This is a genomic window from Candidatus Limimorpha sp., assembly GCF_056203535.1.
Window position 1 is genome coordinate 211,789 of the sequence record NZ_JBADWU010000105.1, and the last position, 25,896, is coordinate 237,684.

The 25,896-nt window shown below is 43.3% G+C and carries 22 protein-coding genes; 2 read left to right on the forward strand and 20 right to left on the reverse strand.

Features of this window, described 5'->3' with window-relative positions; translation table 11 throughout:
• Nucleotides 1–5: 5 nt before the first annotated feature.
• Together tsaE and porX are read right to left on the reverse strand one after the other, a co-directional pair.
• Nucleotides 6–440: a tRNA (adenosine(37)-N6)-threonylcarbamoyltransferase complex ATPase subunit type 1 TsaE gene (tsaE, locus tag AC06MN_RS13245; protein WP_475672859.1), complete on the reverse strand. Its 435-nt coding sequence runs from the start codon at nt 438–440 to the stop codon at nt 6–8.
• 230 nt (nt 441–670) lie between these two features.
• Nucleotides 671–2,227 (reverse strand): T9SS response regulator signal transducer PorX, encoded by a 1,557-nt coding sequence (porX, locus tag AC06MN_RS13250; RefSeq protein ID WP_475672860.1) that lies wholly within the window; start codon nt 2,225–2,227, stop codon nt 671–673.
• A 197-nt stretch (nt 2,228–2,424) separates the two neighbouring features.
• Between porX and AC06MN_RS13255 the strand changes: the two genes are divergently transcribed.
• Both AC06MN_RS13255 and AC06MN_RS13260 read left to right on the forward strand, forming a co-directional pair.
• Complete coding sequence (locus AC06MN_RS13255) at nt 2,425–4,716, forward strand: patatin-like phospholipase family protein (RefSeq protein WP_475672861.1); 2,292 nt, start codon at nt 2,425–2,427, stop codon at nt 4,714–4,716.
• 41 nt (nt 4,717–4,757) lie between these two features.
• A complete protein-coding gene (locus tag AC06MN_RS13260) occupies nt 4,758–5,996 on the forward strand; it encodes an HD domain-containing protein (RefSeq protein WP_475672862.1) in 1,239 nt (412 codons plus the stop codon).
• 70 nt (nt 5,997–6,066) lie between these two features.
• Here the strand turns inward: AC06MN_RS13260 and AC06MN_RS13265 are convergent, their stop codons facing one another.
• The 18 genes from AC06MN_RS13265 to AC06MN_RS13350 all read right to left on the reverse strand — a co-directional run bounded on the left by AC06MN_RS13265 (nt 6,067) and on the right by AC06MN_RS13350 (nt 25,887).
• Nucleotides 6,067–6,918 carry a formylglycine-generating enzyme family protein gene (locus tag AC06MN_RS13265; protein WP_475672863.1) on the reverse strand — a complete coding sequence of 284 codons (852 nt, stop codon included), beginning with the start codon at nt 6,916–6,918 and terminating at the stop codon, nt 6,067–6,069.
• A 32-nt stretch (nt 6,919–6,950) separates the two neighbouring features.
• Nucleotides 6,951–7,406 (reverse strand): acyl-CoA thioesterase, encoded by a 456-nt coding sequence (locus AC06MN_RS13270; protein WP_475672864.1) that lies wholly within the window; start codon nt 7,404–7,406, stop codon nt 6,951–6,953.
• A 47-nt stretch (nt 7,407–7,453) separates the two neighbouring features.
• The gene (locus AC06MN_RS13275) at nt 7,454–8,224 is read right to left on the reverse strand and encodes an MBL fold metallo-hydrolase (protein WP_475672865.1); all 771 of its coding nucleotides are present in this window, start codon (nt 8,222–8,224) and stop codon (nt 7,454–7,456) included.
• A gap of 388 nt (nt 8,225–8,612) precedes the next feature.
• Nucleotides 8,613–10,424, reverse strand: a complete 1,812-nt coding sequence (locus tag AC06MN_RS13280) for a glycoside hydrolase family 2 protein (RefSeq protein ID WP_475672866.1) — start codon at nt 10,422–10,424, stop codon at nt 8,613–8,615.
• A gap of 16 nt (nt 10,425–10,440) precedes the next feature.
• Nucleotides 10,441–10,845 carry a hypothetical protein gene (locus AC06MN_RS13285; protein WP_475672867.1) on the reverse strand — a complete coding sequence of 135 codons (405 nt, stop codon included), beginning with the start codon at nt 10,843–10,845 and terminating at the stop codon, nt 10,441–10,443.
• Nucleotides 10,846–10,851: 6 nt separating this feature from the next.
• On the reverse strand, nt 10,852–12,579 hold the full coding sequence (locus tag AC06MN_RS13290) for a protein kinase domain-containing protein (protein WP_475672868.1): 1,728 nt from the start codon (nt 12,577–12,579) through the stop codon (nt 10,852–10,854).
• A gap of 80 nt (nt 12,580–12,659) precedes the next feature.
• Complete coding sequence (locus AC06MN_RS13295) at nt 12,660–12,893, reverse strand: XRE family transcriptional regulator (protein WP_475672869.1); 234 nt, start codon at nt 12,891–12,893, stop codon at nt 12,660–12,662.
• Between the two features lie 211 nt (nt 12,894–13,104).
• Nucleotides 13,105–14,832 (reverse strand): hypothetical protein, encoded by a 1,728-nt coding sequence (locus AC06MN_RS13300; protein ID WP_475672870.1) that lies wholly within the window; start codon nt 14,830–14,832, stop codon nt 13,105–13,107.
• Complete coding sequence (locus tag AC06MN_RS13305; protein WP_475672871.1) at nt 14,829–15,293, reverse strand: hypothetical protein; 465 nt, start codon at nt 15,291–15,293, stop codon at nt 14,829–14,831. The genes AC06MN_RS13300 and AC06MN_RS13305 overlap by 4 nt, the downstream gene beginning before the upstream one ends.
• A 2-nt stretch (nt 15,294–15,295) precedes the next feature.
• Entirely contained in the window at nt 15,296–16,171 is an 876-nt protein-coding gene (locus tag AC06MN_RS13310; RefSeq protein WP_475672872.1) for a hypothetical protein, read from the reverse strand.
• 13 nt (nt 16,172–16,184) lie between these two features.
• On the reverse strand, nt 16,185–16,958 hold the full coding sequence (locus AC06MN_RS13315; RefSeq protein WP_475672873.1) for a hypothetical protein: 774 nt from the start codon (nt 16,956–16,958) through the stop codon (nt 16,185–16,187).
• A 2-nt stretch (nt 16,959–16,960) separates the two neighbouring features.
• Complete coding sequence (locus tag AC06MN_RS13320; RefSeq protein WP_475672874.1) at nt 16,961–18,148, reverse strand: HesA/MoeB/ThiF family protein; 1,188 nt, start codon at nt 18,146–18,148, stop codon at nt 16,961–16,963.
• Nucleotides 18,148–19,416, reverse strand: a complete 1,269-nt coding sequence (locus AC06MN_RS13325) for a hypothetical protein (RefSeq protein WP_475672875.1) — start codon at nt 19,414–19,416, stop codon at nt 18,148–18,150. Before AC06MN_RS13325 ends, AC06MN_RS13320 begins: the two co-directional genes overlap by 1 nt.
• A gap of 9 nt (nt 19,417–19,425) precedes the next feature.
• The gene (locus AC06MN_RS13330; RefSeq protein WP_475672876.1) at nt 19,426–21,744 is read right to left on the reverse strand and encodes a VWA domain-containing RING finger protein; all 2,319 of its coding nucleotides are present in this window, start codon (nt 21,742–21,744) and stop codon (nt 19,426–19,428) included.
• Between the two features lie 23 nt (nt 21,745–21,767).
• Complete coding sequence (locus AC06MN_RS13335; RefSeq protein WP_475672877.1) at nt 21,768–23,420, reverse strand: hypothetical protein; 1,653 nt, start codon at nt 23,418–23,420, stop codon at nt 21,768–21,770.
• Complete coding sequence (locus tag AC06MN_RS13340; protein ID WP_475672878.1) at nt 23,417–24,193, reverse strand: hypothetical protein; 777 nt, start codon at nt 24,191–24,193, stop codon at nt 23,417–23,419. The genes AC06MN_RS13335 and AC06MN_RS13340 overlap by 4 nt, the downstream gene beginning before the upstream one ends.
• Nucleotides 24,194–24,195: 2 nt before the next feature.
• Nucleotides 24,196–25,281 (reverse strand): hypothetical protein, encoded by a 1,086-nt coding sequence (locus AC06MN_RS13345; RefSeq protein ID WP_475672879.1) that lies wholly within the window; start codon nt 25,279–25,281, stop codon nt 24,196–24,198.
• 21 nt (nt 25,282–25,302) lie between these two features.
• On the reverse strand, nt 25,303–25,887 hold the full coding sequence (locus AC06MN_RS13350; RefSeq protein ID WP_475672880.1) for a hypothetical protein: 585 nt from the start codon (nt 25,885–25,887) through the stop codon (nt 25,303–25,305).
• Nucleotides 25,888–25,896 lie beyond the last annotated feature (9 nt).

A 25,896-nucleotide genomic window follows, 5' to 3' on the forward strand; every position in this document is an offset into this window, starting at 1 on the left:
AGCCTTTATTCCACCACCGACACGACAATCTTTCTGCTATCATCCGTATCGCCCAGAGCGATGTCGACACGGATGAACTTTTCAGGCATCAGAGGCTCAATCATTTCCGGCCACTCGAGCAGACAGAGATTGCCGCTATAAAAGTAGTTTTCATAACCGATGTCGTAGACCTCTTCCAACTTCTTAATGCGATAAAAATCAAAATGATAGACCGATTCCGACTCTTCAGTCACATACTCGTTGACGATGGCAAATGTCGGACTGTTGACCTCATCGGTAACGCCCATTCGATGGCAAAGATTCTTGATGAGGGTTGTCTTTCCTGCACCCATCGGTCCGTAAAAAGCGATGATATCGGATTCCTCGCGCAAACCTAACAGATATTCAGAGACTTGCGAGAGTTCCTCCACGCTATTGATTTCAATTTCCTTTTGCAACATGATTGAAGATATTTGCGGCAAAATTAGGAAATTTTGGAGTTGCTTTTATGAAAACATTATATGGATTCGGCTTTGCCGAAGAAATCTAATAAAAATCCTCATTTAAAATCTTTCAAAAATCTGCTTTCGCTTTCGCAAAGAGACGTAGCACGCTACGTCTCTACAAGTGAAAAATGATTTTTTAATCGATTTTTGAAGCATTTCTTGCCGCAGGCAATCCTAAAACCCTCTTAAATTTTCGGCTTCAAATAAGTTATCGGAATCAGCATTTCGCTCATCGAGATGCCGCCGTGCTGGAAAGTATTGCGGTAGTAATTGACGTAATAATTGAAGTTGTTCGGATAGGCAAAAAAGTCGTTGGAGCCGGCAAAAATATATGACGTGCTCAGGTTGATGCGCGGCAGGAAAATCTTTTCAGGATCGCGCACCTCAAACACTTCTTTCGGATTATATTTCAGGTTCTTGCCGTACTTGTAGCGCAAATTCGTGTTCACTTCCCTATCGCCCAAAACCTTCACAGGATTCTTCACATAATTGGAGCCGTGGTCGGTGGTGATAATCATGTCGCATTTCTTTTCGGCAATGAAACGCATCATGTCGAACAGGCTTGAATGTTCGAACCACGAGACCATCAGCGAGCGGTAAGCTTCCTCATCATCAGCCAGTTCGCGGATGATTTCCATTTCGGTACGCGCATGAGAAAGCATATCGACGAAATTGTAGACAATGACATTCAGCTTGTTCTGCATCAGGTTCGACATCTGGTCGTAGAGTTTCTTGCCAGCCTGCAAATTCAACACCTTATTATAAGAGTACTTGATGTTTTTTCCAAAGCGCTTCAACTGTTCGCCCAACAGTTCGCCTTCAAACTGGTTTTTCGTGCCCTCGTCCTCCTCGTCAACCCACCATTTCGGATAGCGGCGGCGGATTTCAAGCGGCATCAGACCGGCAAACAAGGAATTGCGTGCATATTGCGTCGTGGTCGGCAAAATGCTGTAATAAACATCATCGGAATCGACGCGGAAATAATGCTCAATCATCGGCTGAATGGCTTTCCACTGGTCGTAGCGGAGATTGTCTATCACAATGAGAAACAGCGGTTTGTCATCATCCGTAATGCGTGGCAGCACCTTATCGCGAACCACCGTGTGCGACATGACAGGCTTCTCCGATTTGCCTTGAATCCAATCGACATAATTGCGCTGCACATAACGCGTGAAAATGTTGTTGGCCTCCTGTTTTTGGTCAGCAAGAATGCCTTTTATGCCTTCATCAGTCGACTTTTGCAATTCCAGTTCCCAACGCACAAGGTTTTTGTAGACATCAATCCACTCGTTGAAATTCAGATTGTTGTTCAAATCCATGCTGATTTTGCGGAACTCCTGCTGATAGCCCATCGACGACTTTTCATCGCGAAGTTTCTTGTTCTCAAGATTGCGTTTCAGCGACAGCAAAATCTGGTTCGGATTAACGGGTTTAATCAGGTAATCAGCTATATTTGAACCGATTGCATCTTCCATGATGCGTTCTTCCTCGCTCTTCGTAATCATCACGACAGGAAGACTCGGATAGTCGCGTTTGATGACTTCCAAAGCCTCGATACCCGAAATGCCGGGCATCTGCTCATCGAGAAACACAATATCAAAATGCTGTTCGCGCACCAAATCAATGGCATCGGAGCCATTGTTGGCCGTAACTACTTCATAACCTTTTTGTTCCAAGAACATGATATGAGGCTTCAGAAGTTCAATTTCATCATCGGCCCAAAGAATCGTCATTTTTTCCATAGTTCATATATTTTCAACTGTACAAAGCAGTAATTTATCCTATAACGCACAAAGAAGCATTCTGGTATGAAAAACGTCAAGATTTTTGACGGCAGCCTCTTTCTGTCCTATTTTCAACAATTTGCAAAAATATTATTTCGCTTCTATTTTTCATTTGAAAAAAACAGTACTTTTGCAAAAAATAAACATTCATACCAATGAAATTAAAGCATATTATTCTGTCAATCTGCATTTTGCTGTCAATTTCAGCACAATCGCAAACCAAACCAAATCCGAAAAAGCAAGCAGAACGTCCTAAAATCGGACTGGTACTTAGTGGAGGTGGCGCAAAAGGTTCAGCGCACATCGGTGTCTTGAAATACTTTGAGGAAATCGGATTGCCCATCGATTACGTTACGGGCACCAGTATGGGTTCCATCATCGGCGGCATGTACTCATTAGGCTATTCGGCCAACGAACTCGACACACTCATTTCCAATCTCGATTGGAGCATATACATGAGCAACAACATCAGCCGCGACAAGATGTCGTCGGACGACCGAATCCGCAAAAGCACTTATTTGCTGACCATTCCATTCAACTTCAAAGACGGCGAATCGGATCACATTTTCACAGGCATTGACCGTCACGATTTCCTGTCGTCGCTTCCAAGTTCATTTATAGATGGTTCAAAGCTCACCAACCTTTTCAACGGACTTTGCGTCGGCTATCAGGATTCCATGAGTTTCAACGACTTGCCAATTCCTTTCGCCTGTGTTGCCACCAACATCAGAGACGGCAAGGAAGTCGTGCTGAGAAGCGGCAGTATGCCAATCGCCATGCGGGCCAGCATGGCCATTCCGGGCGTGTTCGAACCTGTCAGAATCAACGGAATGCACCTTGTCGACGGCGGATTGGTGAACAATATTCCCGTCGATGTCTGCAAAGAGATGGGAGCCGACATCTTGATCGGCATTGAAGTAAACGACGAAGTCGTAGTTGGCGACGACCAGCTGAAATCGCTGCCGCAACTTGCCCTTCAGCTCGTCAATATCACTGGTGAAGAAAAAGCCGAAAAAAACCGCAAACTGTGCGACATCTACATTCACCCTAACATCAAAGGCTACAACACGCTGAGCTTTGAAAAGGAATCCATCGACACCCTGATTCAAAGAGGTTATCAGGCTGCAAGACAATATAAAGATGTACTTCTGGCCCTGAAAGAACAGATTGATTCGTACGGTCCTATCGCACAAACACACAAAGCGCCGAAAGCCAGATCGATAGCTGACGAATATATCATCATCAATTCCGTCAATTTCAGCGATAACATCGGCAAACAGGAAGGCAACTGGCTTTGCAGGAAAGGCAAGCTCAAGGAAGGGACAATCATCAAAGGCGAAGACATTGAAAAAGCCATTGAAACATACAAAGGGACAGGATCTTATTCTGAAGTCACATACAAAATCAAACAAGTTGAAAATGAGAACGCTAACGACACCCTTGAGGCTTTTGACATTAATCTGAGACTCAGAAAATCAGAACCTCATTCGATAGGTTTCGGATTCAGATACGACACAGAAGAAAGTGCTTCCGTATTGCTCAACATCAGCCTCAACCATAACCGTCTCACCGGAGCAAAGCTGGATTTTACCACAAAACTCGGCTACAATCCTTACATCAACACGACTTTCACATGGGCGAATAGAGGCACAAACAAAATCAGTGCTTCTTACGAATTCTATTCCGCCGATTTCAAGACTTATGTCAACGAGGATGATTTGGAAAACATCAATTTCCGCAGCAACAGATTCAGCATATACATTTCTGAATTTCACTTGTTTAGTTTTAACGGCGCCCTTGGTGTCCGCTGCACCATTCTGCCACATATCAAGTTTCCGTTTATCAATAATGAAGCAACCGACGACTTCAATTTCGGGCCTTTCCTCAGAGCACAGTTTGACAACATGGACAATGCCTTCTTTGCCATGCACGGCTCAAAAACAACTTTAGACGCCAACTTGAACTTCGGTAGAGACAAGCAAGAAGGTTTCGGAAGTGTTCAGTTCTCTTGGGAATCGTACTTTACGCCAAACAACTGGCGCATCACCCTGATTCCTCAAATCTATATCAGTGACATCATTGGCACCAACAATCAGCTGATCAACAGCAACTTCGTTGGAGGCAGTTTTGCAGGACGCTACCTTGACCAGCAATTGCCTTTCGTTGGATCGCTTTACACAAGCATGACAAACAACTTCACCGCCATCGGCAGATTCGATGTCAGAGTCAGGCTCTTCAAGAGACATTATGCTTCGGGAATCTGCAACTATCTGCGCCATTCCGACAAAATCGAGAAATTTTTCACCAATGGCGAGTCTTTCGACAACTGGGGTTTTGGACTCAAATACACACTCGACAGCCACATCGGCCCAATCTCACTCGAAGGACAATGGAGCGATTTGACCCACAAGTTTTCGGCTTATTTCAGCTTAGGCTATAAGTTCTAAAATGACGGTTCCAACATTTCGCGTAACTAACTCAATTTGTAATGCTTGAACAGACATCCAACAAAAAGAAAATCTTCAACGATCCAGTTCATGGTTTCATCAGCATTCCTGACGAACTGCATTTCGACATCATCGAACACCCTTATTTTCAACGTCTGAGGCGCATCAAGCAAGTCAGCATGACCAACATGGTCTACCCGAGTGCCAACCACACACGATTTGCTCACAGCCTTGGAGCCATGCACCTGATGAGGCGTGCCATTCAGATTCTGCGTGCCAAAGGCTACGACATCTCCGACAAGGAATCGGAAGCTGCCTCACTTGCCATTTTGCTGCACGATTGTGGGCACGGACCTTTTTCTCACACACTGGAAAACAGCATCGTGCAAGGCATCACGCATGAAGAGATTTCGTTGGAAATTATGAAAAAACTCAACAAGTTGCATGACGGAAAACTCGATTTAGCCATCGACATTTTCACCGACAATTATGAAAAAAAGTTTCTCAGCAGACTTATTTCCAGCCAGTTGGATGTCGACAGAATGGATTACCTGAAGCGCGATAGCTTTTTCACCGGCGTTGCCGAAGGTAGCATCAATGCTGAACGATTGCTGGAGATGCTTGAAGTGGTCGGCAACGAGCTGGCCATCGAAGCCAAAGGTATTTATTCCGTAGAGAGTTTCATTGTCTCGCGCCGTATCATGTATTGGCAAGTCTACATGCACAAGGCCGTACTGAGTGCGGAATACACTTTGATGAAGATTCTAAAACGTGCAAAAATGCTCAGCAAGGAACGCGATTTGCCCGCCACCCCTGCCTTGTCGTTTTTCCTGAAAAGCCAATGCAAATTCAACGATTTTGAAGACAAGGATTTCGCACTCGACCAATTCTGCCAATTGGATGATTTCGATGTGATGGCAGCCGTGAAAATGTGGTGTTACGACAAAGACACCGTTCTTTCAGAATTAAGCAACAGACTCATCCACAGGCACTTGTTCAAAATCGAAATGCAGGAAACGCCATTTGATGAAAACTATGTCGATGAGAAGCGTCGCAAGATTGCGAAATTGTACGGCTGGAGTTTGGAAGATGCCGATTTCATGCTGCTGCAAGGCATTTCATCGAATCACGCCTATCATCCGAAAAAATCTGCCATCAACATTCTGTATAAGGATGGTACGTTAAAAGACATCAGCGAGGCCTCCGACCAGCTGAACATTTCGGTGCTTTCGCAACCTGTTGTGAAACATTTTATCTGCTATCCGAAAGAGATAGGATAATAGTTAAGAGTGAGGAATTAGGAGTTTAGGGTTGATAATTCAGCGATGATAAGTAAATCGCTTGATGGTGTCATTTGACAGAAAAGTTCATTCCCATAGCAAGCCTAAAGCCTAAATTGTCATTCGACTTGTCTCCATAGTAATAATCACGGAAGGACACTCGGCTCAAATTTGAGACATTGCCCCAACTGCCACCCCGAATAACACGCTCATTGCCTGTCTCAGGTCCAGCAGGGTCTTCTTGAGCAGTTTCGGGATAAGCTCCGAAATAATCACTGCACCATTCCATCACATTGCCGCTCATATCGTACAACCCCAATTCGTTTGGCCGTTTTGTTGCGACTGCATGTGTTGAATCGGCATTATTGCTATACCAAGCCACGGCATCAAGATTATTGCTGCCGCTAAACTTATAGCCATGATTCAACTTTCCGCCTCGTGCTGCAAATTCCCATTGGGCTTCCGTAGGCAAATAGAAATGATATTCCGACAACTTATTCAAGGCATTAATAAACTGATTGCAATCAATCCAGCTCACTGTTTCGACAGGCAAATCATCTCCGACAAAATGACTTGGATTGTTTTCCATTACAGCTATCCAAAGTGCTTGAGTCACTTCTGTCTCAGCAATATAGAAATCCGAAACCGTTACTATATGCAAAGGGCCTTCCCAACTATAGGCATTCAGATCGTAACTTGGAGCAGCAGGATTCGTGTTCTGCCCACCCATGACAAACGATCCGCCTATGACATGTCTCATGTTTAAGCTAACGCCATTCACAGTCACCTTCAACGTATCAGGATAAACACACACTTCCCCACCCTGATCTTCATTTCCTTTATTTTCGTCTTTATGGCATCCTTGCAAAGAAAAAGCCAAAAGCATAAGAAATGCCCAAGCAAAATGTTTAAGCATATTCATATAAATCAGTTTTTTACAGAACCAAACGACAATCAATACCTTCTATTGCGGCTGGCACGTTTGAGCGATTCCATCACGATTTCTTCAGCTTCCCGCTGCAAGGCGACCTCTTCTTCCGTTTCGGGCGTAATGACGAGACCATGGGGACGCGAATGATGATTGGCATCCAAATGCGAGAAGGTCGAGAAACCGTAGGCACAAATCCTGTCAGGATCGTTGCTCTTGTAGACCTTGGTGTAGACCGTCACCGTGCTTCTGCCAGCACTTACCACCTTACTATCGAAAGTAATGATGTCACCGACAAACAACGGGAAACGGAAATTGATGCCATGTTGCACCAAAAGCACTACGTTTTTCGTATCAAGATATTGGTTGATAGCGAAATATGAACTCTCAATCAGCCATTCGGCGCAACGGCCGGCATAGAAAGTTTCATGATGATTCAGGTCTGCGACCTTGATTAAATGTTGAGCAATTGTTGATTTCATAGTCGTAAATTTTTGCAAATAAAAGCCAAATTTCAGAATTATGCAAATTATTCCAGCAAAATTTTCATGCCATCAAATGCCAAAGCCATACCTTCTGGCAACTCACGGCAAACATCCACATAACGCCCCATGCTATGGCTGCAATGCGTGAACCAAGTCCGTTTCGGATTGATTTTTTTCGCTACGGCAATTGCTTCATCCAATGTAAGATGTGAATAATGTTTCTTTCGTTGCAACGCTTCAATAATCAAGTAATCAACGCCTTGCAAATGCTCAATGATTTCATCGGAAATCTCGCTCAAATCGGTAACGTATGCGAATTTCCCGATGCGAAAACCGTAACTCGTCAAAGTAAAATGTTTCAAGCGGATTGGCTCAATGTGCAAATCGCCTAAATCAAATGGCGTTTCATCAAGTTTGCGAATATCGTAAGTCGGCGCACCGGGATAAGGATGCTCCTCAAAAGCATAGGAATATTCGCGTTTTATTTCCGGCAAAGCCTCATCAGAGACATACAGGACCATCGGCTTCTCCTGCCGGAAAATGAAAGGCCGCAAATCGTCCAAGCCACCGATATGGTCTTTATGTTCATGCGTAATCAGCACAGCATCAAGACGATTCACATTTTCACGCAACATCTGCTGACGGAAATCAGGGCCTGCATCAACGGCCACAGTCACTTGTTCCGTCTGAATCAAAATAGAAGTACGCAGGCGTTTGTCGCGCGGGTCAGCCGACTGGCAGACAGGACATTGGCAACCGATAACCGGCACTCCCTGCGACGTTCCGCTTCCTAATACCGTAATTAGCATCGACATAGCAAATATTCATTCCATGTGCGTTTCCGCACAATATTTCAGCAAAAATAAGGATTTTTTAATTGTGCGGTTTGCAAAAACAAATCAACTGCAAATTACAAGTTCCTTTCTCAAAACAAAGCCCTTTATTCACAATTTGCATTTATCAACATATTTGACTAATTTTCAATGGCATAAAAAAACTTCATTTCATCATAAACTTCACACAAAAGAGCTTTTCCGAATTCAAGGAAAGTGTGAAAAAAGAGTTCAAGGAACGATTTGAATTATGGTCAGACTTTTAGGTGGCAGGATGCCGTCCCGAATGTTTATTACAAATACAGAAAGACGACCAAATGTGGTATCAAAAAGGCACATTTGGTCATTTTTCTATGATAACAATGCAAGATTATTCCGCCAAAGCGTGGCTAATCTTGCTGTTGATGTCGTGCAAGCGTTTTTCGTCCAACTTAATCACCTTGCGGTCGTAGGTCATCAGGCCATTGAGTTCCGTTTCGCAGTCGGTGGTCTGGGTGTAGACAGCCGCCGAAAAGCCTTGCGGAATCATCTTGTACAAAGTATTGGCGTATTCAACGTATGTATCGGTGACTTTTTCTTCGGTATCGAATTCCACATAACCCCAGCCTTGGTCTTTCACCCAAGTGTGGCCATCAACCTTGCGGCCAATGCCACCATATTCACCCAAAACCGTGGCGCGAGTCGGGTCGTAAAGCACCATTTTCGGGTCGGGATAATGGTGTAAATCAAGAATATCGCCGCACTGATAGAAATTGCCGCCCGAAGCCGGATTCACCAAACGCGTCGGGTCGAGTTTCTTGGTCATTTCAACGATTTCAGGTGTCTTGAACTGTCCCCACGACTCGTTGAACGGCACCCAAACGCCAATGCAAGGCTGCGATTTCAAAGCAGTGATGATTTCCGTCCATTCCTTTTTGTAATTCTCTTCCGACTCCAAAGAACGCAGACTTTCAGGACCTTGGAAATACTCCTTGGTATTCCAGCCTGGGCCACGGTCGCCGCTTGGCATGTCCTGCCAGACGATGATGCCGAGACGGTCGCAATGATAGTACCAGCGTGCCGGCTCCACCTTGACGTGCTTACGAATCATATTGAAGCCAAAATCCTTGGTTTTCTGCACATCGTAAGCCAGAGCCTCATCGGTTGGCGCAGTGTAAAGTCCATCAGGCCACCAGCCTTGGTCAAGCGGTCCGTAATGGAAAATAGGCTTGCCGTTTAAGGTCAGACGCACAATGCCATTGTCATCGCGCTGCGTGCCGAAACTACGCATGGCGAAATAACTGTCAACGACATCAATTTGTTTTCCCTTGCGTAAAACCTTGATTTTCAAATCATATAGAAATGGATGATCGGGCGTCCAAGTCAGGAAACCTTCAGGCATATTCACTTCAACCGGCTGTCCATTGATTGACTTGCCTTCGGCCACTTTTTCACCTTCGTAAATCACATCAACCCAATACAAATCGTCAGCGGTAGGATTCGAGAAATCGATGTCGACTTTCACCGTAGCCTTGTCCAAATCAGACGTCGTGTTGATGGATTTGATGTAGGCATCGGGCACCGGTTCAAGCCACACCGTTTGCCAAATGCCCGTCACAGCCGTGTAGAAAATGCCTTCGGGATTCGAAACCTGCTTTCCGCGAGGGACATAACTCTTGTCGGTCGGGTCCCAGACACGGACAACCAACTTGTTGTTTTTCCCAGACAAAGCCTGCGTAATGTCGAAAGTGAAAGGTGTGTAACCGCCCGTGTGCGAACCGACTTTAACGCCATTCACCCACACATCGGTCATCCAGTCGACAGCGCCAAAATGTAACAGAACACGGTCGTTTTTCCATTCATTCGGAACGGCGAAAGTCTTTTCATACCACAAAGCATTATCCTGACCGACAGTTTTTTGCACGCCTGAAAGCGAAGACTCAATGCAAAACGGCACCAAGATGTCGCCTTCGTATGCCGTCGGAGTCTTCTCCCCTTTCGGTGTTATGGCATATTGCCACAAGCCGTTGAGGTTTTTCCATGTCGGGCGCACCATCAGCGGGCGCGGATATTCAGGCAACACGTTTTCGGGCACCACTTCCGAAGCCCAGTCCGTCTTGATTTTATCGCCAGCAGGCTTGTATTGCGAAAAAGATGTTGTGGTCATCATCATTGCAATGAGAATCAGTAAGTTTCGTTTCATTTTATTCAGATTATTATTATTCATCAGTCATTTCCTTCATAAAGTCATCGCAGGCACCCAGCAGACTTTGTATGGCACGCGGCACAATGTCATCGACATTCGGCGTAGCATCAAGCAGTTGCTCAAAGCACATCCACACGGAAGCGCCGCTTTCATGCTCGTCTTCGTAATCATAAACCACAGCCTTCACCACCTTATATTTCCAGTTGATGTTGTTGGCCGCCATGATTGCCTCTGCAAAATTCTCGTCGGTAACATCGAAAATACCCGGCAAAGTGAGACGGAAAAAAAGCGGATCCTGTTTGTCGTTCCAAAGCAAGAAATTCCAACCTTTATAGCTGAAATTGAGGCCAAATTCATTTTCGGTAGGCTCAATTCTAATGCCTTTCAGATAATTGAAAACCAATTCTTTAGCAGTCATTTCCAATTACTTGTTGAAGCCAATTCTCGTATTGGTCGAATAAGTCGGATTCTTGAAGCGCAGCACATCGACAAGAATTTTCTGCGAAATCGGGACATCCATGTAAGCGGCAGTCATGGCAGCCTCATTCACCGTTTCGGTAATGTCGCCGGCATTGAAATCATTCGACAGTTTTGCCAATTCGTCATAATCCAATTCATCGCATGGACGGCCTGCCAAATGATTCTTAAACATATCCTTACGCGCTTCAAAATCAGGCTGAGGCACAAGGAACACCCTATCAAGGCAGCCCACACGCATGATGGCAGGTTCCACCAAATCAGGGCGGTTTGAAGTTGCCGCAATCAGAATGCCTTTCTTGGCACATTCGTTCATCAAGCCAAATAGCGCAGCAACCTGAGGCGTAATGCCAGCCTCTTCCTCGCCACGGCCTGGAGCCAAAAACTCGATTTCGTCAATGCACAAGACAAACGGAGCCTTAATGCTTGCCGCATCAAACACGCGCTGCAGGTTTTCCAAAACGCCAGGCTGATAAATGTTGCCGAAATCAGAAGCCTTAATCATGGAATAATTGAAACCCAATTCTTCCGCAAAGTTCTCAAGCACAATGCTTTTGCCACATCCTGGAGGACCATAAAGTAGAATGCCGTTGATGGTAGGCAGCTGGTATTTCTGCGCTTTTTCGGGATTCTGCAAGGCAAAAATAACCTCCTTGCGCAACTGTTCCTTCAGTTCACCGCGCCCCGTGACATTCTCAAAGCCATTGCCCGAGCCTTTCTTGAAAGTGATTTCCACCTGAGGCACCTGCTGCGATTCCTGCTGCGGTACAGCGGCTGATTCGGCCTGCTCAATTTCCTGAGCCAGTTCCGGCATGATTTGCTCAGCCAAAGCCTTGGCAAAATCCACAGCAGATTCAAAACGGTCGTCTGGTTTCTTAGCCAATGCCTTCTGCAAAATCGCCTTCATGAAATCCGGCAGCTTGATTTCTTCCGTTTCGAGAATCAAATCCTGCTTGCGGGCTTCCTTTACGGCTTCCTTAATCAAAGCCTTATCTTCATGGCAATCAGACAAATCAATTTCCCAAGGTGCTTTTGCGAAAAGCATATAATAAAGGAGTGCGCCAGCTGAGAAAATATCAGTTTTCGGCGTGTAAATTCCTTTGAAAGTTTCAGGAGCACGGAAGAACGGCTGCAAATCATCGACCTTGAACGTCGGGCGTCCCATAACCATATACGAGATGTGTCCCAAATCGATAATGGTCGGGAGCAACATGCCATCCTCCAATTCCTGAAGCATAATGTTGGTTGGATTTATATCATTATGAATCAGAGCATTGGAATGTAAATACATCAATCCGTTCAGCACGCACAAAGTGATTTGCGCAGCATCCTGCGAGTCAAGAACTCCATCGCGTTTTATCGAATCGCTAAGTAAATCGCCACGATAGAAATTCGTTACTAAATAGCGGAAAGTCTTGTTACCTTTTTTAACTTCGCCCTTATCGACAAACTTGATGATATTGTCGTTGTCAATTTCCTGACACAGAACGATTTCGTAGACTTCCTTACCCTCAAAAAACTGTGCCTTTGGAATCAAGGCGAGGTCATAAATCTTGAGGAAATACATCATGTCGTCAGTTCCGTAAACGGTGTACGATTCGGCGACAGCACCTTTTTTTATAAAAGAATTGACAACATATCTGCCAATTTTTTCTCCTTTTCTAAATGTTCCCATAAATTGCAATTTAATGAAGGGCAAAATTCTTCATAAAAATCGAATTGCGCAAGAAGAAAGGAAATTTTTTTATAAAATAGTCATTCAACACCATCTTGGCGATGCAACTCTAACGCATCAGAACATTCCTTTAAAAAATCATGTTGCAATAATTCAGAAATCTGCATCAGCAATCCAATGTCAATCGACGGTCTCTTCAGCATCTTGTAAACATTGCTGACATCACTATGAATAGCGGCCGCCAACCAAGAAATCCGACGTCCTTGAACATCTAATTCCGAGCGAATCATTTTTCCAATATGAATATCTTCCATCAGTTTGAATTTTATGAATTAATATATTATTATCAACGACTAATCAATTCTTCAGCAACTGAGGCAAATGAACACAAAAACACGACAAATGAGCTATGATAATCAGCTTACCAACACTCTTCATCAAGTGTATGGCAGTGTCGATAATGCTTTCCTCACTTATGTCCTCAGCCTCTCGTATTCAATAGGCAAAACGAATCATCCCTCCTTTTTAATAAGTGTATTTTACCATACATTTGACCCAACCAGAGCTTCTGGCTTCAATCAGGCGTTCCATTCTTTTCATCACATGAGGCATGTCATTGCCAAACTTATTCACACTTTTATTGAAGCCTACCGACACACAGACGCCCCGTCTTTGTCCAACTTCCTCGAAGTCAACCGAAATTGACATGATGGTGTTTTCGGAAAACCCCTCCTGCAACAAAAACCGTTTGCAAAACGATTTCAGATCAGCGCGAGTGACAATCCGATCGTTGGTCTGCATATAGTATTTGCTCAACATACTTTTTTCGTCGGAATCGGTTAATTCGTTTTTTCCTCCCATCGTCGAAGTAAGAAGCCTTGTCTTGGATTTATCGAAGAACTTCTTTGGATTTACTGCGGCATCCACACTAATTCCATTAGCAAATGCACCTTGCGTGAAAAGACCCGCTATTTTTATTACAGTATCAGTGTCATCGTTTTGGCTATCGTGACGCAACATGGCGTATACTCCTGATGCAGGAAGTTTCTCAACCTGAAGTATTTCTATCACATCTTTCAAAATACAAGAAAGCTTTCTCATCTTGTCTCCATTCTGCAAGCCATCAATCTCATGAAAGGCATAGAAATCAGTAGCATATTTCTTTGACAGCCTATCTGACAAACGGATTAATTCGGATGCATTGAAACGTTCATTGCAATATTTCCTGACAATGATACGTTCAAAATCGCCGTTACAGTCATCGTCGTTTACCAGATTGATGAAAAAGGAAGTTTCTGAAAAACTCTCCGATGCTGAATCCGAATTATCATTATCAACAATGATTTCATTCGCCAATTTCACTATCGGGCTGGAAGGTGTCAACTCAAAAGAAACTTTCGACACATTGACAACAGGAAAACTATTGACAAAAATACTCTGAGGCTGAATCGACGACAAGCCTGAACAACCAGCAAATCTAAACTCCAAGGTTATAGTATCGGAATCGGGGAAGCTCGGACAATTTTCGTCAATCATGTAATAATTAAGCCCATATGATGCCCATATATCAATCCATTGCTGACTCGCATCATACAAAAGTGACTTGTTGTATACCACATTCGATATGCCAAACCAGTCGTTTACCGGCAATTTGTCATATTCCCATGGTTTAATCAAAGGTATTTCAACATCACCAGCATAAACCTTCAAATCGTCAAAATCCAAATTCGGGAAATACATGCCCATTCCACCTAAATTTCCATCCGCTTCCTTCACCCGCAGACAGACGTCAAGCCTCTCCCCATCCTTCGGAGTCACTTCAACGACAGAAACATCACAGATTTTAATCTTAAACAAAGGATAATAAGGCATCCAGCCGCTTTTACCGAGTCTTTTCACCTTCACCATAAACGGCGTTTCGACATCGACGTAACACGTTTCCTGAACACCGCCCAGTTTGCTAGTGCACATCATGGCAAAAGACGGGATTGCCGAAGTCAAGTAATGAGGCAGGACAATACTTTCAAAATCATCCATAAGACCTTCCTTAAAACGCTCCATATCGAGATCTATCTCATTGACTTGATAAACGACTGCGGAAAGCAAAAGTGCGAAAATCGGATCCTTATCGATGCCGAAAAAAGGCATGTTCCTGTTATCTCCATCCCATTTGCCTTCTTTCTTCCAGAAAGAAAGCACTTTCTCCATAAGGTCAGCGACCTGTCCCCTAATGTCCAATTCTTTTCCTATCATACTGTTTCCCTCCATATTGCGACCTTAAAAACATGTTCATATTTTGCATTGCTTTTATCGTTTATTATTCCTTTGACCTTCACGTTCAAAGAAGTGCCGTTATTTGTCAGTGACATGTCAACTTCAACATTTCTAAGACGTTTTTCATACTTATCAATCACAACTTTCAAATCCCTTGCAAACGAATTTTCCTTTTTGCTGTTGCCTGACACCATTTTCATCGTTTTCCGTGCCTGACCGTCAAATTCGTCATTGACATACACATAACCACCATTTTTGACCATGAACTGTTCAAAACGATAATCCTCGAACAAGAAGCTGAAACCTGAATCTGCAAGACAAGTATGATTGCCCGAATCGACCAGCAATTGCAGGAAATAGTCGATTGAATCTGTCAAGGTCTCGTTTACATCTTTCCATAAAGGAGCCTTGATTTTGACTGGAACATTTAACTGCATCATAATCAAATAATTGGACAAAACAATATTTCTTCAATCTTTTGTTCGGAAGGAGGTGTTTGAACAACATCAAGTTCATTATATGCCTTCTGGAAAAAGCTGAGGACTTGGTTGAAAAACGGTTCCACATCCATCAGCGAATGGTCAAATGCCTTGTATTCATAGCCTAAAATCAAAGCGAAAGCCATGTAAACCTTATTGCATATTGCTATCAATTCGGCTGGTGAACAATCGATGGAAAACGAAGCCAGTTCACCAAACATAATATGCGCAATGAGACCATTGCTTGTTTTCCTAATGCTATCATGAGCCACAAACTTATTGACACTTTTGACAACAGAGTCGAACAAATACATCATGACGGAAGAACTCCGAACCGCAACGCATGGTGGAACATATCCGTCATAAACCGACCACTCGTCTTGATCTTTGACAAGTTTGGCAAAAGGAAACAGCCCCTTCAGCTTATCGCCGTTATCCATATCTTTCAGATCCTTCAGACCTATTTTCAATTTTTGACGCAGATGAGGCACGCCATTCAGTTCAAATGGAATGCTGTCATCCAAAGGCTCTATCGTCAGATACAGGCACTCGATGTCAACCTCAGGAATACGGACTTCAACAGCATGTTCCATCGACACGATTATCATCTGGCCTCGGGGCAAAAGGATTTTCCCATCCAAATGCTTGATATAGACAATGCTATCTTTCACGCTGACATCGCACGAGAACTTCTCCCACGGCACAATGCCAAACATTCTTGACGACAATGTCTTTTGGAAAAGCAATCTATATTCAGCCATTTCTTCCTCCAAATTGATGAATGTCTGCGGGGTGATTTCCATCCCCGAATGCCAGTCAATCCTTATATCTTTATTCATAGTTTCACTGTTTTTATAAATGAGTATCATAATCGAGCACCATAGGCTCTGTTTCAGAAACGGCAAACACCTTGGAATAATCCTTGACCTTATAGTAACAATCATTTTCAACCGGGACAAACCACTCCTTGATGAATTCGAAAAAAGGCCTAAGTTCTTCAGAAAAGCGCAAATAGCCTTGACTGTCAAGACCAGGTTTATGTATCTCGAAACGAATCCTGAATCCGTCTTCCATACGGAAATCCACCTTGCACCCAATGACATTTGCGACAATTGCACTCAAAAGTCTGAAATCCAACCTGATCTGTGACACATACAGGACAAGTGGGAGCAACCTTCTGACATAAGGATTGGTTTCATTCTCAAGATCGAGGCCAAAGAAGTTCGACAAGAGCGTTTCACATTGGGATTCATAAATCGCATTCACTGTTTTCTCAAGTTCCAGCGACTTGTTAAACAGCAACGAATCAAACGGTTTGAAGAAAGCTTTTATCAGTCTCTTCTCTTCGTACATTTTCTCCAATTCGTTGACGAAGGAATAATCGGATTTCCCCATCAACTCATTCGTAGCAAAAAACAACGATTCAGGAAGCACATCGTAAATTCCATTCCGCGATGTCGATATGGAGCTGCGTATAGGGTAGCATGACCTCAAATCATTGTTGTAGTTCCTTGAGAAATAGCTTTCGTGCTCAACAAACCATTCATCTATTTCCGGGAAATTGCAACTAAGCCAAGTTTCCGCCCTGACGTCACCGATGTCCAAATATCTATTGTCAACAACCATATTCAAAAACCATATTTACCCCTGTCAGCTGAAAGTTCGACATACACACACCCGTTTTCTGTCGAAACCTGAACAATGTCAAAATAAGGAATCCCTATTTGCCTCAAAGTTAATTCCTGATAAGGGAACGAGGAATCGATGTTTTCGTATTCATTCTGAAACAGTTCCGCACGGGAGGTCGTATATAATTCGTAATTTGAATCAATGAAATCACCGACCTTTGATTCGGGAAGCATTGTTTCAAACTTACGGTTATCAGTACGCGAAACAATGTAGTCGACAAACTTATCGTTTCTCAGATTTATCTGGATTTCTGAGGCATTCAACTTATCATGGATCATCTGCAAAGCAACATCAATCCGAGTGTCGGCTCCCAACCCTTCGATTTTGACAATCCTATCCCAAAGTTCATGCGACGGACAATCATCATCAAAAGCGGCCAAATCATACACTTCCACTTGATTGTGCATACCCTCATAATGGAGCATCTGCCCTTTCAACACCGAAAAAATCCCTTTCTCCAACTCTTCCTTATGAAGAAGTTTCATAGCTTCCTGAACCTGAATTGCACCAATGACAGAAGCTATGACGGGAGTAGTCGGCACCCTACCCACCTTTTCGTTGCGGTGTGCAATCCCTGCGCAAGACATCTGCTGCGACAAATGAAGCCTTGCACTTGGAAGCAAACCACATTCGTAGCAATTCTCCCCTTGACAATAAACTTTCACATTGCCAGTCAGATTTTCAATACCTCCATCCACCCACGGCACATTTGCACGCATACAATGACGATTCAGACGCAAACGAGCCAAACGGCTGTCGAGGCATCCTATGACAACATCCATTTCGCGAAATATTCCCAGCCCGACATCACTGTCAAGATGCCCTATGACAAACTGCACGTTAATGTTAGGATTAATTTCCTTGACTCTCTGAGCCGCCACCTCAGCTTTATACAAGCCCTTGTCTGCATCAGATTCCCTATAGAGCACGGAACGTGTAAGATTCGAATACTCTATCGTGTCGAAGTCAACGATAAAGATGTTTCCAACCCCAAACAAGGCCAGATTCTTAAGGACTTCATTACCCAAGGCTCCGGCACCGACAACCATCACCTTAGCATTTTTCACTACCTCAGCTTTGTACCAAGACAAATGGTCAAAGACTTCCTTTCCCCACTCCTTCTCCATTACTTCAAATTATAGACAATGCCTATTTCAAGGCTATGGTTCAGCACTTTACCTTTTTCCGGCAAATTCGGGCAGCCCAATTTATAATCGCCAACCTCTACTCCTTCACCTGCCTTCCAAAGCTTTGAAAAACAGTAATCCATACGAACTCCAGCTTTCAGAACCAACCGCGATCCCATTTTTGCCTTCGGCGAAAGCGGCAAATACACGCCTAAAGATGTTGTTCCCCACAAAGAGAATTTTTCCACTTCAACATCAACATCCTTATAGCATTCGCCGTCGGTCACATACCCTAATTGTTCAACGTCCTCTATAAGGACATCCCAGTTTTCATAGTAACCATTTGACGTGTATGAGCCTTCGCCTTCGAACACTGGGCTAAAGCCAAACGTGGGTACAATCCCCAATTTGAAATAGGCTGTAATCTTATTCTTGGAAGGCTGTCCGAAACAAGCCATAACAGGAATCGCCAGATAAGACTGCACGATTTTTTCCTTCAGGTCAGAAAATGCGAAATACTTATGGCAGTTATCGCCGTCAACGTCTGTAACATTCACAAGCATCTGCTCATACCAATCGCGAGTGGCTTTTACCGAAAAACGGCCAAATCCAATCCCAAATTCAAAAGAAAGAGGAAATTCCTCGGTCAAAGGCTTAGTGCCATAGTATGCCGAGACATAACCTGACCAACCTTTATCAGCCGATAGCACCGCATCCCCGTTGCTCAAATTGCACGGGCCTACTCCAACCGAAACACCAATGTTAGGTGAATACAGGCCTGTATAAAGCATAGCCTCTTTCAGCATCCGAATCGAATCCGTTTTTTTGCGCGAACCGTTTTCCAAATTCGCAATTTGCCTCATCTGGACATTGAGCATGGAATCTGCCCGATGGTCATTTGACAGCATTTCGTATTTTCTCTGCATATCCGCAATCCGATCATTCAGAGAATCGATGGTCTGGTTCTTCTCATTCATCAAGTCGGAGGTTTCGACATTCGACGTCATTTGCTTCAAATCCGCTTTCGTCTTATTCAGGTTATTCTGCAAATCACGCACTTGTTTTTGCAGGTCGGAAATCGATTTCTGCAAATCGTCAACCACTTCATACTCTACATTTTCGATGTAGTCGACGATTGTACCCTTATAGTAATCAACCTTGATTTCCTTTCCCGCTTTAGTTTTTCCCCTGACGGTAAGAGGTTTTGACTGAGGATAGGCCATTATTCCAGCCAGCATCAGAACGATTGTAAATAAAACTTTTCTCATAGCATTAAATTATTTATCTTTCTCAATATAAGTGAATTTCGTATTACCAATGACAAATGTCTGACCATGAACAAGCAAGATAGACTCTCCAGCCTTCAAAGGACGATGTTCAGGACCCATTGTGGTTCCGTCCGTCAAAGCCAGACAATACGGATAATCGTTTTCTATGTAAAGTTCAACTTGCTTGTCGCGAATCAATTCGCTGTCATCCCAATTCATTTCGATAACGCAATGTGGCGATCGTCCGATAGTTACATGATTGAACCCACCGGCAACATTCATCCACTTGTAGATGGCAATGTCGCGTTCCTTCGTAGGTCCCTCAATATGAAGGAAATAGTTTTCCGAGATATAATGGACCACCGCAATCGACGATCCCAAGCCGGCAGCATAGACCATGAAGCCAAACATACCTATCACTTCGCTTCGAATCAGATATATGGCTACAAAACTCAACAGCACCGAAAACAAGCCACCTTGGAATGCTTCCTTGAAACGGATATCGGTCTTGAACGAAATCAACCACGGGACACCGCAACCGAAAAACAGCCAAGGAATCCAGTCAGTCCACATACAATTGCCACTCTTGCCCATAGCTATGACGACCACCGACCCCAGCAGAAATGCCAAGAATCCGACAAGCGCATTGCCAATTGAGCGGGCCAACATAACCGAAACAAGCTTCCACGTTTTCTTTCTAAACTCAATCAGATAACTGAAAAGAAATGTCACCGAGAAACCAAGCACGATTCCACATAGCAGCAAAGGCTGTATTTTACTCAAATACATATTGATAGTCAAATCAGCCTTATCACCATCAAAGATTTCAACTAACCATTCAATTAAGCCAGGGAACAGTTTTTCGGACGGAATGATTCTGAACAAAATCCATGTCAGCAAACCGCCAAGCAGACCCGCCAACAACCACGATGTATAGTATGGCGAATTACGTTCATCGGAAAGGTGCTTCCTATTGTAATAATAGATGCCATCCTTGCAGTTATTGATGCCGTATTCCGGGCAGCGGCATTGGTTTTCCTCCCAGCAATCCCAATGAAGCGTATGCTTGCACTTTGTGACTATCGTATCACCTTCCTCAAAATTATCCTTGCAATAATAACATTGCTGGGAAATGAGGTCATTGTCGTTATCCTTCGATGAAAACGTTTTCACATACTTTTTCTTGAAAAACATGTATTGTATCCAAGGCACCAGGAACTGCATCACAAGATAAGCAAACGCAATGAAAAGGATGCCAAACACTAAGCCCAACACCAAGACGGAAGCTTTGGTTTTGCTATCACCTCCCAAGTCGATAGTTTCGAGTGTCGATCCATAGGAGTATTCCTTATTTCCAGAAGCGCCTAACTTTTCGATATCCAATGTCAACTTTAGGGATTCGCCATTATAAATATGATTATCCTTGACCGAGTAGTAAATGCGGTAATCCATCGCAATGGAATCAATGGAGCCAATAAGGATGTTTTTCAGCGAATCCACCGAATATTGAGGGAACAGTTTCCCGCCTGGCACCGACTTACAGATATATTTGAACTCATCTTCCATTTTCTCATCCATTTTCTCCCCGAAATAAATACAGTAGAAGGCCTTCAGGTCTTCAGGGAAACGGAGGCTATCACGATTTGTGAAGAAACGCTTGTCTTGGAAAAAAGAACCGTCATTTGGATCCAGCGGATTACCAGAAAGCAAAAAGATGATTTTCTCCGAAACGGTATCATTTGCAAGTTCCTGATTGTGACGAAGCTTTTTGTAACGGCATGAATTCTCAGGTACATTCCCGATTTCCTGAACAGCCGAGATGATAGACGCATAAAGCGACTTGCCATTCGACGACTTATTGAACAATTCATTTCTTAAATAGCCCGCCAAATCATCATGTTTATCAAACAGACGAGTTTCATTCAACATATCCATAGTGGAAATATATACTTTCACAGGATCAGGCAAAGTATGCACAAATGTAGTCAACGCGTTCTTCACCCCGTCAAAATCATCATTTTTCATTGAATTACCATTATCCACCAGTATCACGACGCTCAAATCTTTGGAAATAAGTTTTCCTTTCGTGATATCGGAAAGACTATCAACAACTAACTCTATCACATCATGTTTATCGACCTCAAAGCATTTACAATCAGCAGCTTCCAATCCCATATAGCTTACCTTACTACCGTTGCGCATTAATTTGAAATCGACATATCTGTTTCCATCGGGCAGACTTTCAACCCTTCCGAAATCAATGTCCAAATCCTGGGCAAAAAGCGACACGCCCAGCAGCAGCAACGGAATCAAAAACAGTTTTCTCATAGTTTAAAAGTTTATCAATTTCATTAATTTCTCTTTCTTCTAATCCATTCCTTCATCGAGAACAAGGAAATATCAGCGACAGGACGAGCCGTCAAAGAGCCTTCGTCCGAAACCGCAACGAAACAAATCTTTATCAGTTTATCGTCGCGATAGACAACGAAGAAGCGGGAATCCGCCACATAATCGGCATATTTTCCGACTATCGCATCCAAATCAAGCTCCTTGTCAACAATCAGGCATCCCAAAGCGTCCTCATTATAGTTGCCGGCATAATCAGCTATCAGCAACGAACCTTCATCGCTTTTTCCGAAGAAATAGCCGCACACACCAGCCGAAACCGAAAACAGGCCGTCTTCCATCTTGTTGATGGCTTTCCCCGAAAAGCCCATGCGACCAATGCCATCACCATTAACTCGAATGTAATAGTAATTTGGGTCCAGACTATCCATTTCGAATGGCTGGTTCACTTTCGGCAAAAGAAGCGCCGCCCTGCTCTGCTGATAGAAATCATCAAAAGAGAACCATTTCACGACATCTTCATTATTGTTCATCTTCCCATTTCTTTTAGCAGAAAAGATTCCAATTTTGAAATCAGCGGAATTCGTGTCGATGACAATGGCAAGCATACGGTTTCTGTGGTCGGAATAAGCCAACTGCTGCTGTACAACAAGATCCTGATTGGAGAGGAAAAGTCCTAATCCCGGATGGGAATGCATCCAGCAGGTCTGAACGTAATCGCGTTTCGATTTCTTACTCAAATCTTCTATGACCGAAGCCATGTGGACACCAATTTTTTTGCCGAAATTCAAGGAGTATTCCCCAAACTGCGAATCATCGCCCGGCTCTACAAAATATTCCAAACTGACATCGTATTGCTGTTTAGTGGACTCATAATCCCAACATCCGAGAATGAAACACCCCGTTTCATCAGTCCGATCAGATTCTTCAAGAAAGCGGCTGAAAAACGAATACAGTTTCCTGACCAGTGCATGGCTGAAAAACACCCTCTTCACGGCTGTATCAACGAAGACTTCATCCAAATCGACCATCAGATAATCATTCTGATTTGAATAGACATGTTTCAGACCGACATCATAATGCTCGGTATTGTCTTCGACCAACTGTAGTTCCTGCTTTCCAGGATTTGCATTGCCTTGAGCCTTGTTTTTCCTGCTTTTTCCCCTAACAAACAATACCAAACAAAAACAGATGAGGACCAACGCACCAATAAGGATTATGTGAAAAGGGACTTCCATTTTTTTCGCGTCAACAGGGGCTTCCTTCACTTTCTCAGAACACGAAAAGGCTTCCATCTTCTCCAAATCCAATTTCAGCCAAACTGTATCAAGACGATTATCAGCGTCGCTGAAGCCAACCGTCACCACCAAATACCTATTGGTCAAAACCGAAGAATCAAGTTGTATCAGCTGTTCGTATTTATCGCCTGGAGCCAGCTTGACAACCGTATCACAATCCTGCATCCGTGTCGCCAGTTCGGGGAACGTCTGTCCGACGACATTTCTTTGCAAAGTCACAAAATCATCAGAGCTTGAAAGCGTGACACACTGTCCGTCGTATACCAATTCAAGCCCCGACCCCTCCTGAGCGGCAAGTCCAAACGGCATCACTGACAACAGTACAATTGATGCAATTACATACAATCCCTTCATATTCATATTGATGGCATGTTTTCTTCTTTTTTCTTTCGATGATTATCCACTGTAATTTGAGTCATCTTTTTCATTTTAATCTTCTGAGCGATCAAATTGATACCAAAAAACAATGCTGCACAAACGATGACAATCTTGAAAACCAAGTCGCCCCATTTGATTGGGACAATGTTCATATCCTTAATACGCGAGTTAATGTCATTGATGTCGTTCCACAAGAGCTTGATGCTGTCATTTTCATCCACCATTTCCTGATTGCCCATATAAAATGCACTCGACTGACTGAAACAGTCCGATGCCTTATTCTTGATCATATTCAACGAATCGATGCGTTTGTTTTCCTGGCATTTGTTTCCTTGGCGTTCAAGACTTTGCATCTGTGACTGATACTCGACGAATTTCGATGCGACCTTTTGTATTTTGTCTTGTTTTTCCTTATCCGCCTTCAGCGAATCCATCTTCTTTTCCAGCTCATACTGCAAATTCCTATAACTCTCATACTTTTTGCTGATTTCCTCTTCCTCTAAAACATAACTTTGGTTATTGCTTTCCCATATTCCAAATCTATCCTTCAGGCTCAAGTATTCGCGTTCATTCACTTCTATATCTTCAAAGAACTGAATTTTCCCGTCCACAATCCTCAAGTCGCCATACAATCCGGCAATCTGATCTTTCGCTTTCTCCACCTTCTCCAAATCGATTTCTTCCTGCCCAATGACTGCATTTTGAAACAGCGGCAGGAATGCAAAAACAACGACAACAAGACAAAACCTTTTCATATTTATTTCCCCATAGCTTTTGCAGCCTCATATCTCGAAATAGTATCCTTGATTTTATTTTTGTCGCTCTTAGTCAAATTCTTAAGGAGCGCATCCGTTTTCTTTACCAACTCATTAAACCTTTCCTTGTCACCATTATTAAATGAATAATTCATCTCCAAGATATAATCCTCCACCAGCGTTTCTATTTCTTCGACATCAGTTTTAACAGTTGGTTTCGGCTTTTTCGATGTTGTTTCCTTTATCTCCCTAATACGGTATTTCAATACTGAAAAAGCTATATCAATATCAGGGCAACCCGTATTAATAAAGGCAGAAGTATCGATTTTGGCATATTGATCCAAAAGCAGATTCTGCATCCGGCTATCAAATTTATTACTCAATCTTTCGAATCCTATCCTGAAAATCTCCTTCAGTTCACTCAGATATTTCAATCTTTCAACCATTCCTGCGCAAGGATCCTTAGCCACAGCAAAGCTCAGTACAAAATCCTTGGCAACGAACTGCAATTTTCGGCCTCCTAACGAAGATTCCGTCAGAACCATCAGATTGTTCAAATTAACACAAACTGTTTTCGGATTGTCTTCCAAAGAAAAAACCAATTCCATCTTCTTTTCAGTTCCCAATGGCAATATCAAAGTGTCAATGGCCTTATCCGCCATACTACGTTCCAGAAGATATGTCTCGAATTTACAGCCAGAACAAGAGACTGACGGCACCACTGTCGACGGAAGCTTCTGCTGCTGTTTCTTGAAATCAGGTGAAAACGACAATCTGCGGCCTCCACTCTTGAATATATTCTTCAACTTGACAAAGTCAGGGTGTTCAATCTCATTTTGCGGAAACCACACATAATAATTCTGATGTTTATTTTCTTCAAGATAAACATGCAACTGGTTGGTCCTTTCATTCAACTCTGCGGTCAAGGTCAATTCCAGCGAATAGAGTCTCATGTCATCTTCCAACACAACTTTTGTAGACGAAACAGGACCATCTTGTACCGAAAGCTCATATTTCATAATGCCATCCTGAGCGTAAGCCATGAAAGACAAAAGGACAGCAAAAAACGCAAAGATAACTTTTCTCATAACTAAAAACTTTTTCATCCATTAACATTTACATAACTGTTCTATCCAACCGTTTGGTTCCGCCTGATTCAGCACCCACTCGGCCACTTTGTTATCTTCAGGAAAAGGCGGCGTGTTCTGGGCATGGTACTTTTCGTATTTCAGATACGACAGCACCCTGTCGACATACCAAGCCAAATCGGTGAATGTGCCGCAGGCCGGCGTATTAAGGCAGACTCGCCCTGCAAAATCGCCAAAAAACCGAATGTTTGGGTGCCAAGGATGAGGAATATCTTTCCCTTCCGCATCTTTAGTGATAAACCTGAACTCCAATTTGCTGTCAACCGAAGGATAATTGTTCGGAATACGAATGCTCATGCGAAAACTATCAGCCGTAACTGGTTTTTCAAGTCCGTGAGAATCGGCAGGCAAGACATTGCAAAACGACTTTACCTTAAAGTCGATTTCATACTCAACAGGAAGGTTTTCCGAATTGCGCTTTCGTATGACATACACGATTTGCTTATCGTCACGAAAACGCTGGTCGATGGCCTCCCATTCATGCATCAAGCGTCGGTTACGGCCTGTGAATTTTATCTGTTTGTATCTTTCTATTTCCCTATCCATCATTAGTCC

What these genes read in the sequence shown, in the direction of transcription:
- AC06MN_RS13270 (WP_475672864.1), bottom strand. Translation starts at nt 7,406, where the DNA reads ATGAAATCAACAATTGCTCAACATTTAATCAAGGTCGCAGACCTGAAT.
- AC06MN_RS13305 (WP_475672871.1), bottom strand. Translation starts at nt 15,293, where the DNA reads ATGATGCAGTTAAATGTTCCAGTCAAAATCAAGGCTCCTTTATGGAAA.
- AC06MN_RS13310 (WP_475672872.1), bottom strand. Translation starts at nt 16,171, where the DNA reads ATGAATAAAGATATAAGGATTGACTGGCATTCGGGGATGGAAATCACC.
- AC06MN_RS13300 (WP_475672870.1), bottom strand. Translation starts at nt 14,832, where the DNA reads ATGATAGGAAAAGAATTGGACATTAGGGGACAGGTCGCTGACCTTATG.
- AC06MN_RS13330 (WP_475672876.1), bottom strand. Translation starts at nt 21,744, where the DNA reads ATGAGAAAACTGTTTTTGATTCCGTTGCTGCTGCTGGGCGTGTCGCTT.
- AC06MN_RS13345 (WP_475672879.1), bottom strand. Translation starts at nt 25,281, where the DNA reads ATGAGAAAAGTTATCTTTGCGTTTTTTGCTGTCCTTTTGTCTTTCATG.
- AC06MN_RS13280 (WP_475672866.1), bottom strand. Translation starts at nt 10,424, where the DNA reads ATGAAACGAAACTTACTGATTCTCATTGCAATGATGATGACCACAACA.
- AC06MN_RS13260 (WP_475672862.1), top strand. Translation starts at nt 4,758, where the DNA reads ATGCTTGAACAGACATCCAACAAAAAGAAAATCTTCAACGATCCAGTT.
- AC06MN_RS13315 (WP_475672873.1), bottom strand. Translation starts at nt 16,958, where the DNA reads ATGGTTGTTGACAATAGATATTTGGACATCGGTGACGTCAGGGCGGAA.
- AC06MN_RS13285 (WP_475672867.1), bottom strand. Translation starts at nt 10,845, where the DNA reads ATGACTGCTAAAGAATTGGTTTTCAATTATCTGAAAGGCATTAGAATT.
- AC06MN_RS13325 (WP_475672875.1), bottom strand. Translation starts at nt 19,416, where the DNA reads ATGAGAAAAGTTTTATTTACAATCGTTCTGATGCTGGCTGGAATAATG.
- AC06MN_RS13255 (WP_475672861.1), top strand. Translation starts at nt 2,425, where the DNA reads ATGAAATTAAAGCATATTATTCTGTCAATCTGCATTTTGCTGTCAATT.
- tsaE (WP_475672859.1), bottom strand. Translation starts at nt 440, where the DNA reads ATGTTGCAAAAGGAAATTGAAATCAATAGCGTGGAGGAACTCTCGCAA.
- AC06MN_RS13295 (WP_475672869.1), bottom strand. Translation starts at nt 12,893, where the DNA reads ATGGAAGATATTCATATTGGAAAAATGATTCGCTCGGAATTAGATGTT.
- AC06MN_RS13335 (WP_475672877.1), bottom strand. Translation starts at nt 23,420, where the DNA reads ATGAATATGAAGGGATTGTATGTAATTGCATCAATTGTACTGTTGTCA.
- AC06MN_RS13290 (WP_475672868.1), bottom strand. Translation starts at nt 12,579, where the DNA reads ATGGGAACATTTAGAAAAGGAGAAAAAATTGGCAGATATGTTGTCAAT.
- AC06MN_RS13265 (WP_475672863.1), bottom strand. Translation starts at nt 6,918, where the DNA reads ATGAATATGCTTAAACATTTTGCTTGGGCATTTCTTATGCTTTTGGCT.
- AC06MN_RS13340 (WP_475672878.1), bottom strand. Translation starts at nt 24,193, where the DNA reads ATGAAAAGGTTTTGTCTTGTTGTCGTTGTTTTTGCATTCCTGCCGCTG.
- AC06MN_RS13320 (WP_475672874.1), bottom strand. Translation starts at nt 18,148, where the DNA reads ATGGAGAAGGAGTGGGGAAAGGAAGTCTTTGACCATTTGTCTTGGTAC.
- AC06MN_RS13350 (WP_475672880.1), bottom strand. Translation starts at nt 25,887, where the DNA reads ATGGATAGGGAAATAGAAAGATACAAACAGATAAAATTCACAGGCCGT.
- porX (WP_475672860.1), bottom strand. Translation starts at nt 2,227, where the DNA reads ATGGAAAAAATGACGATTCTTTGGGCCGATGATGAAATTGAACTTCTG.
- AC06MN_RS13275 (WP_475672865.1), bottom strand. Translation starts at nt 8,224, where the DNA reads ATGTCGATGCTAATTACGGTATTAGGAAGCGGAACGTCGCAGGGAGTG.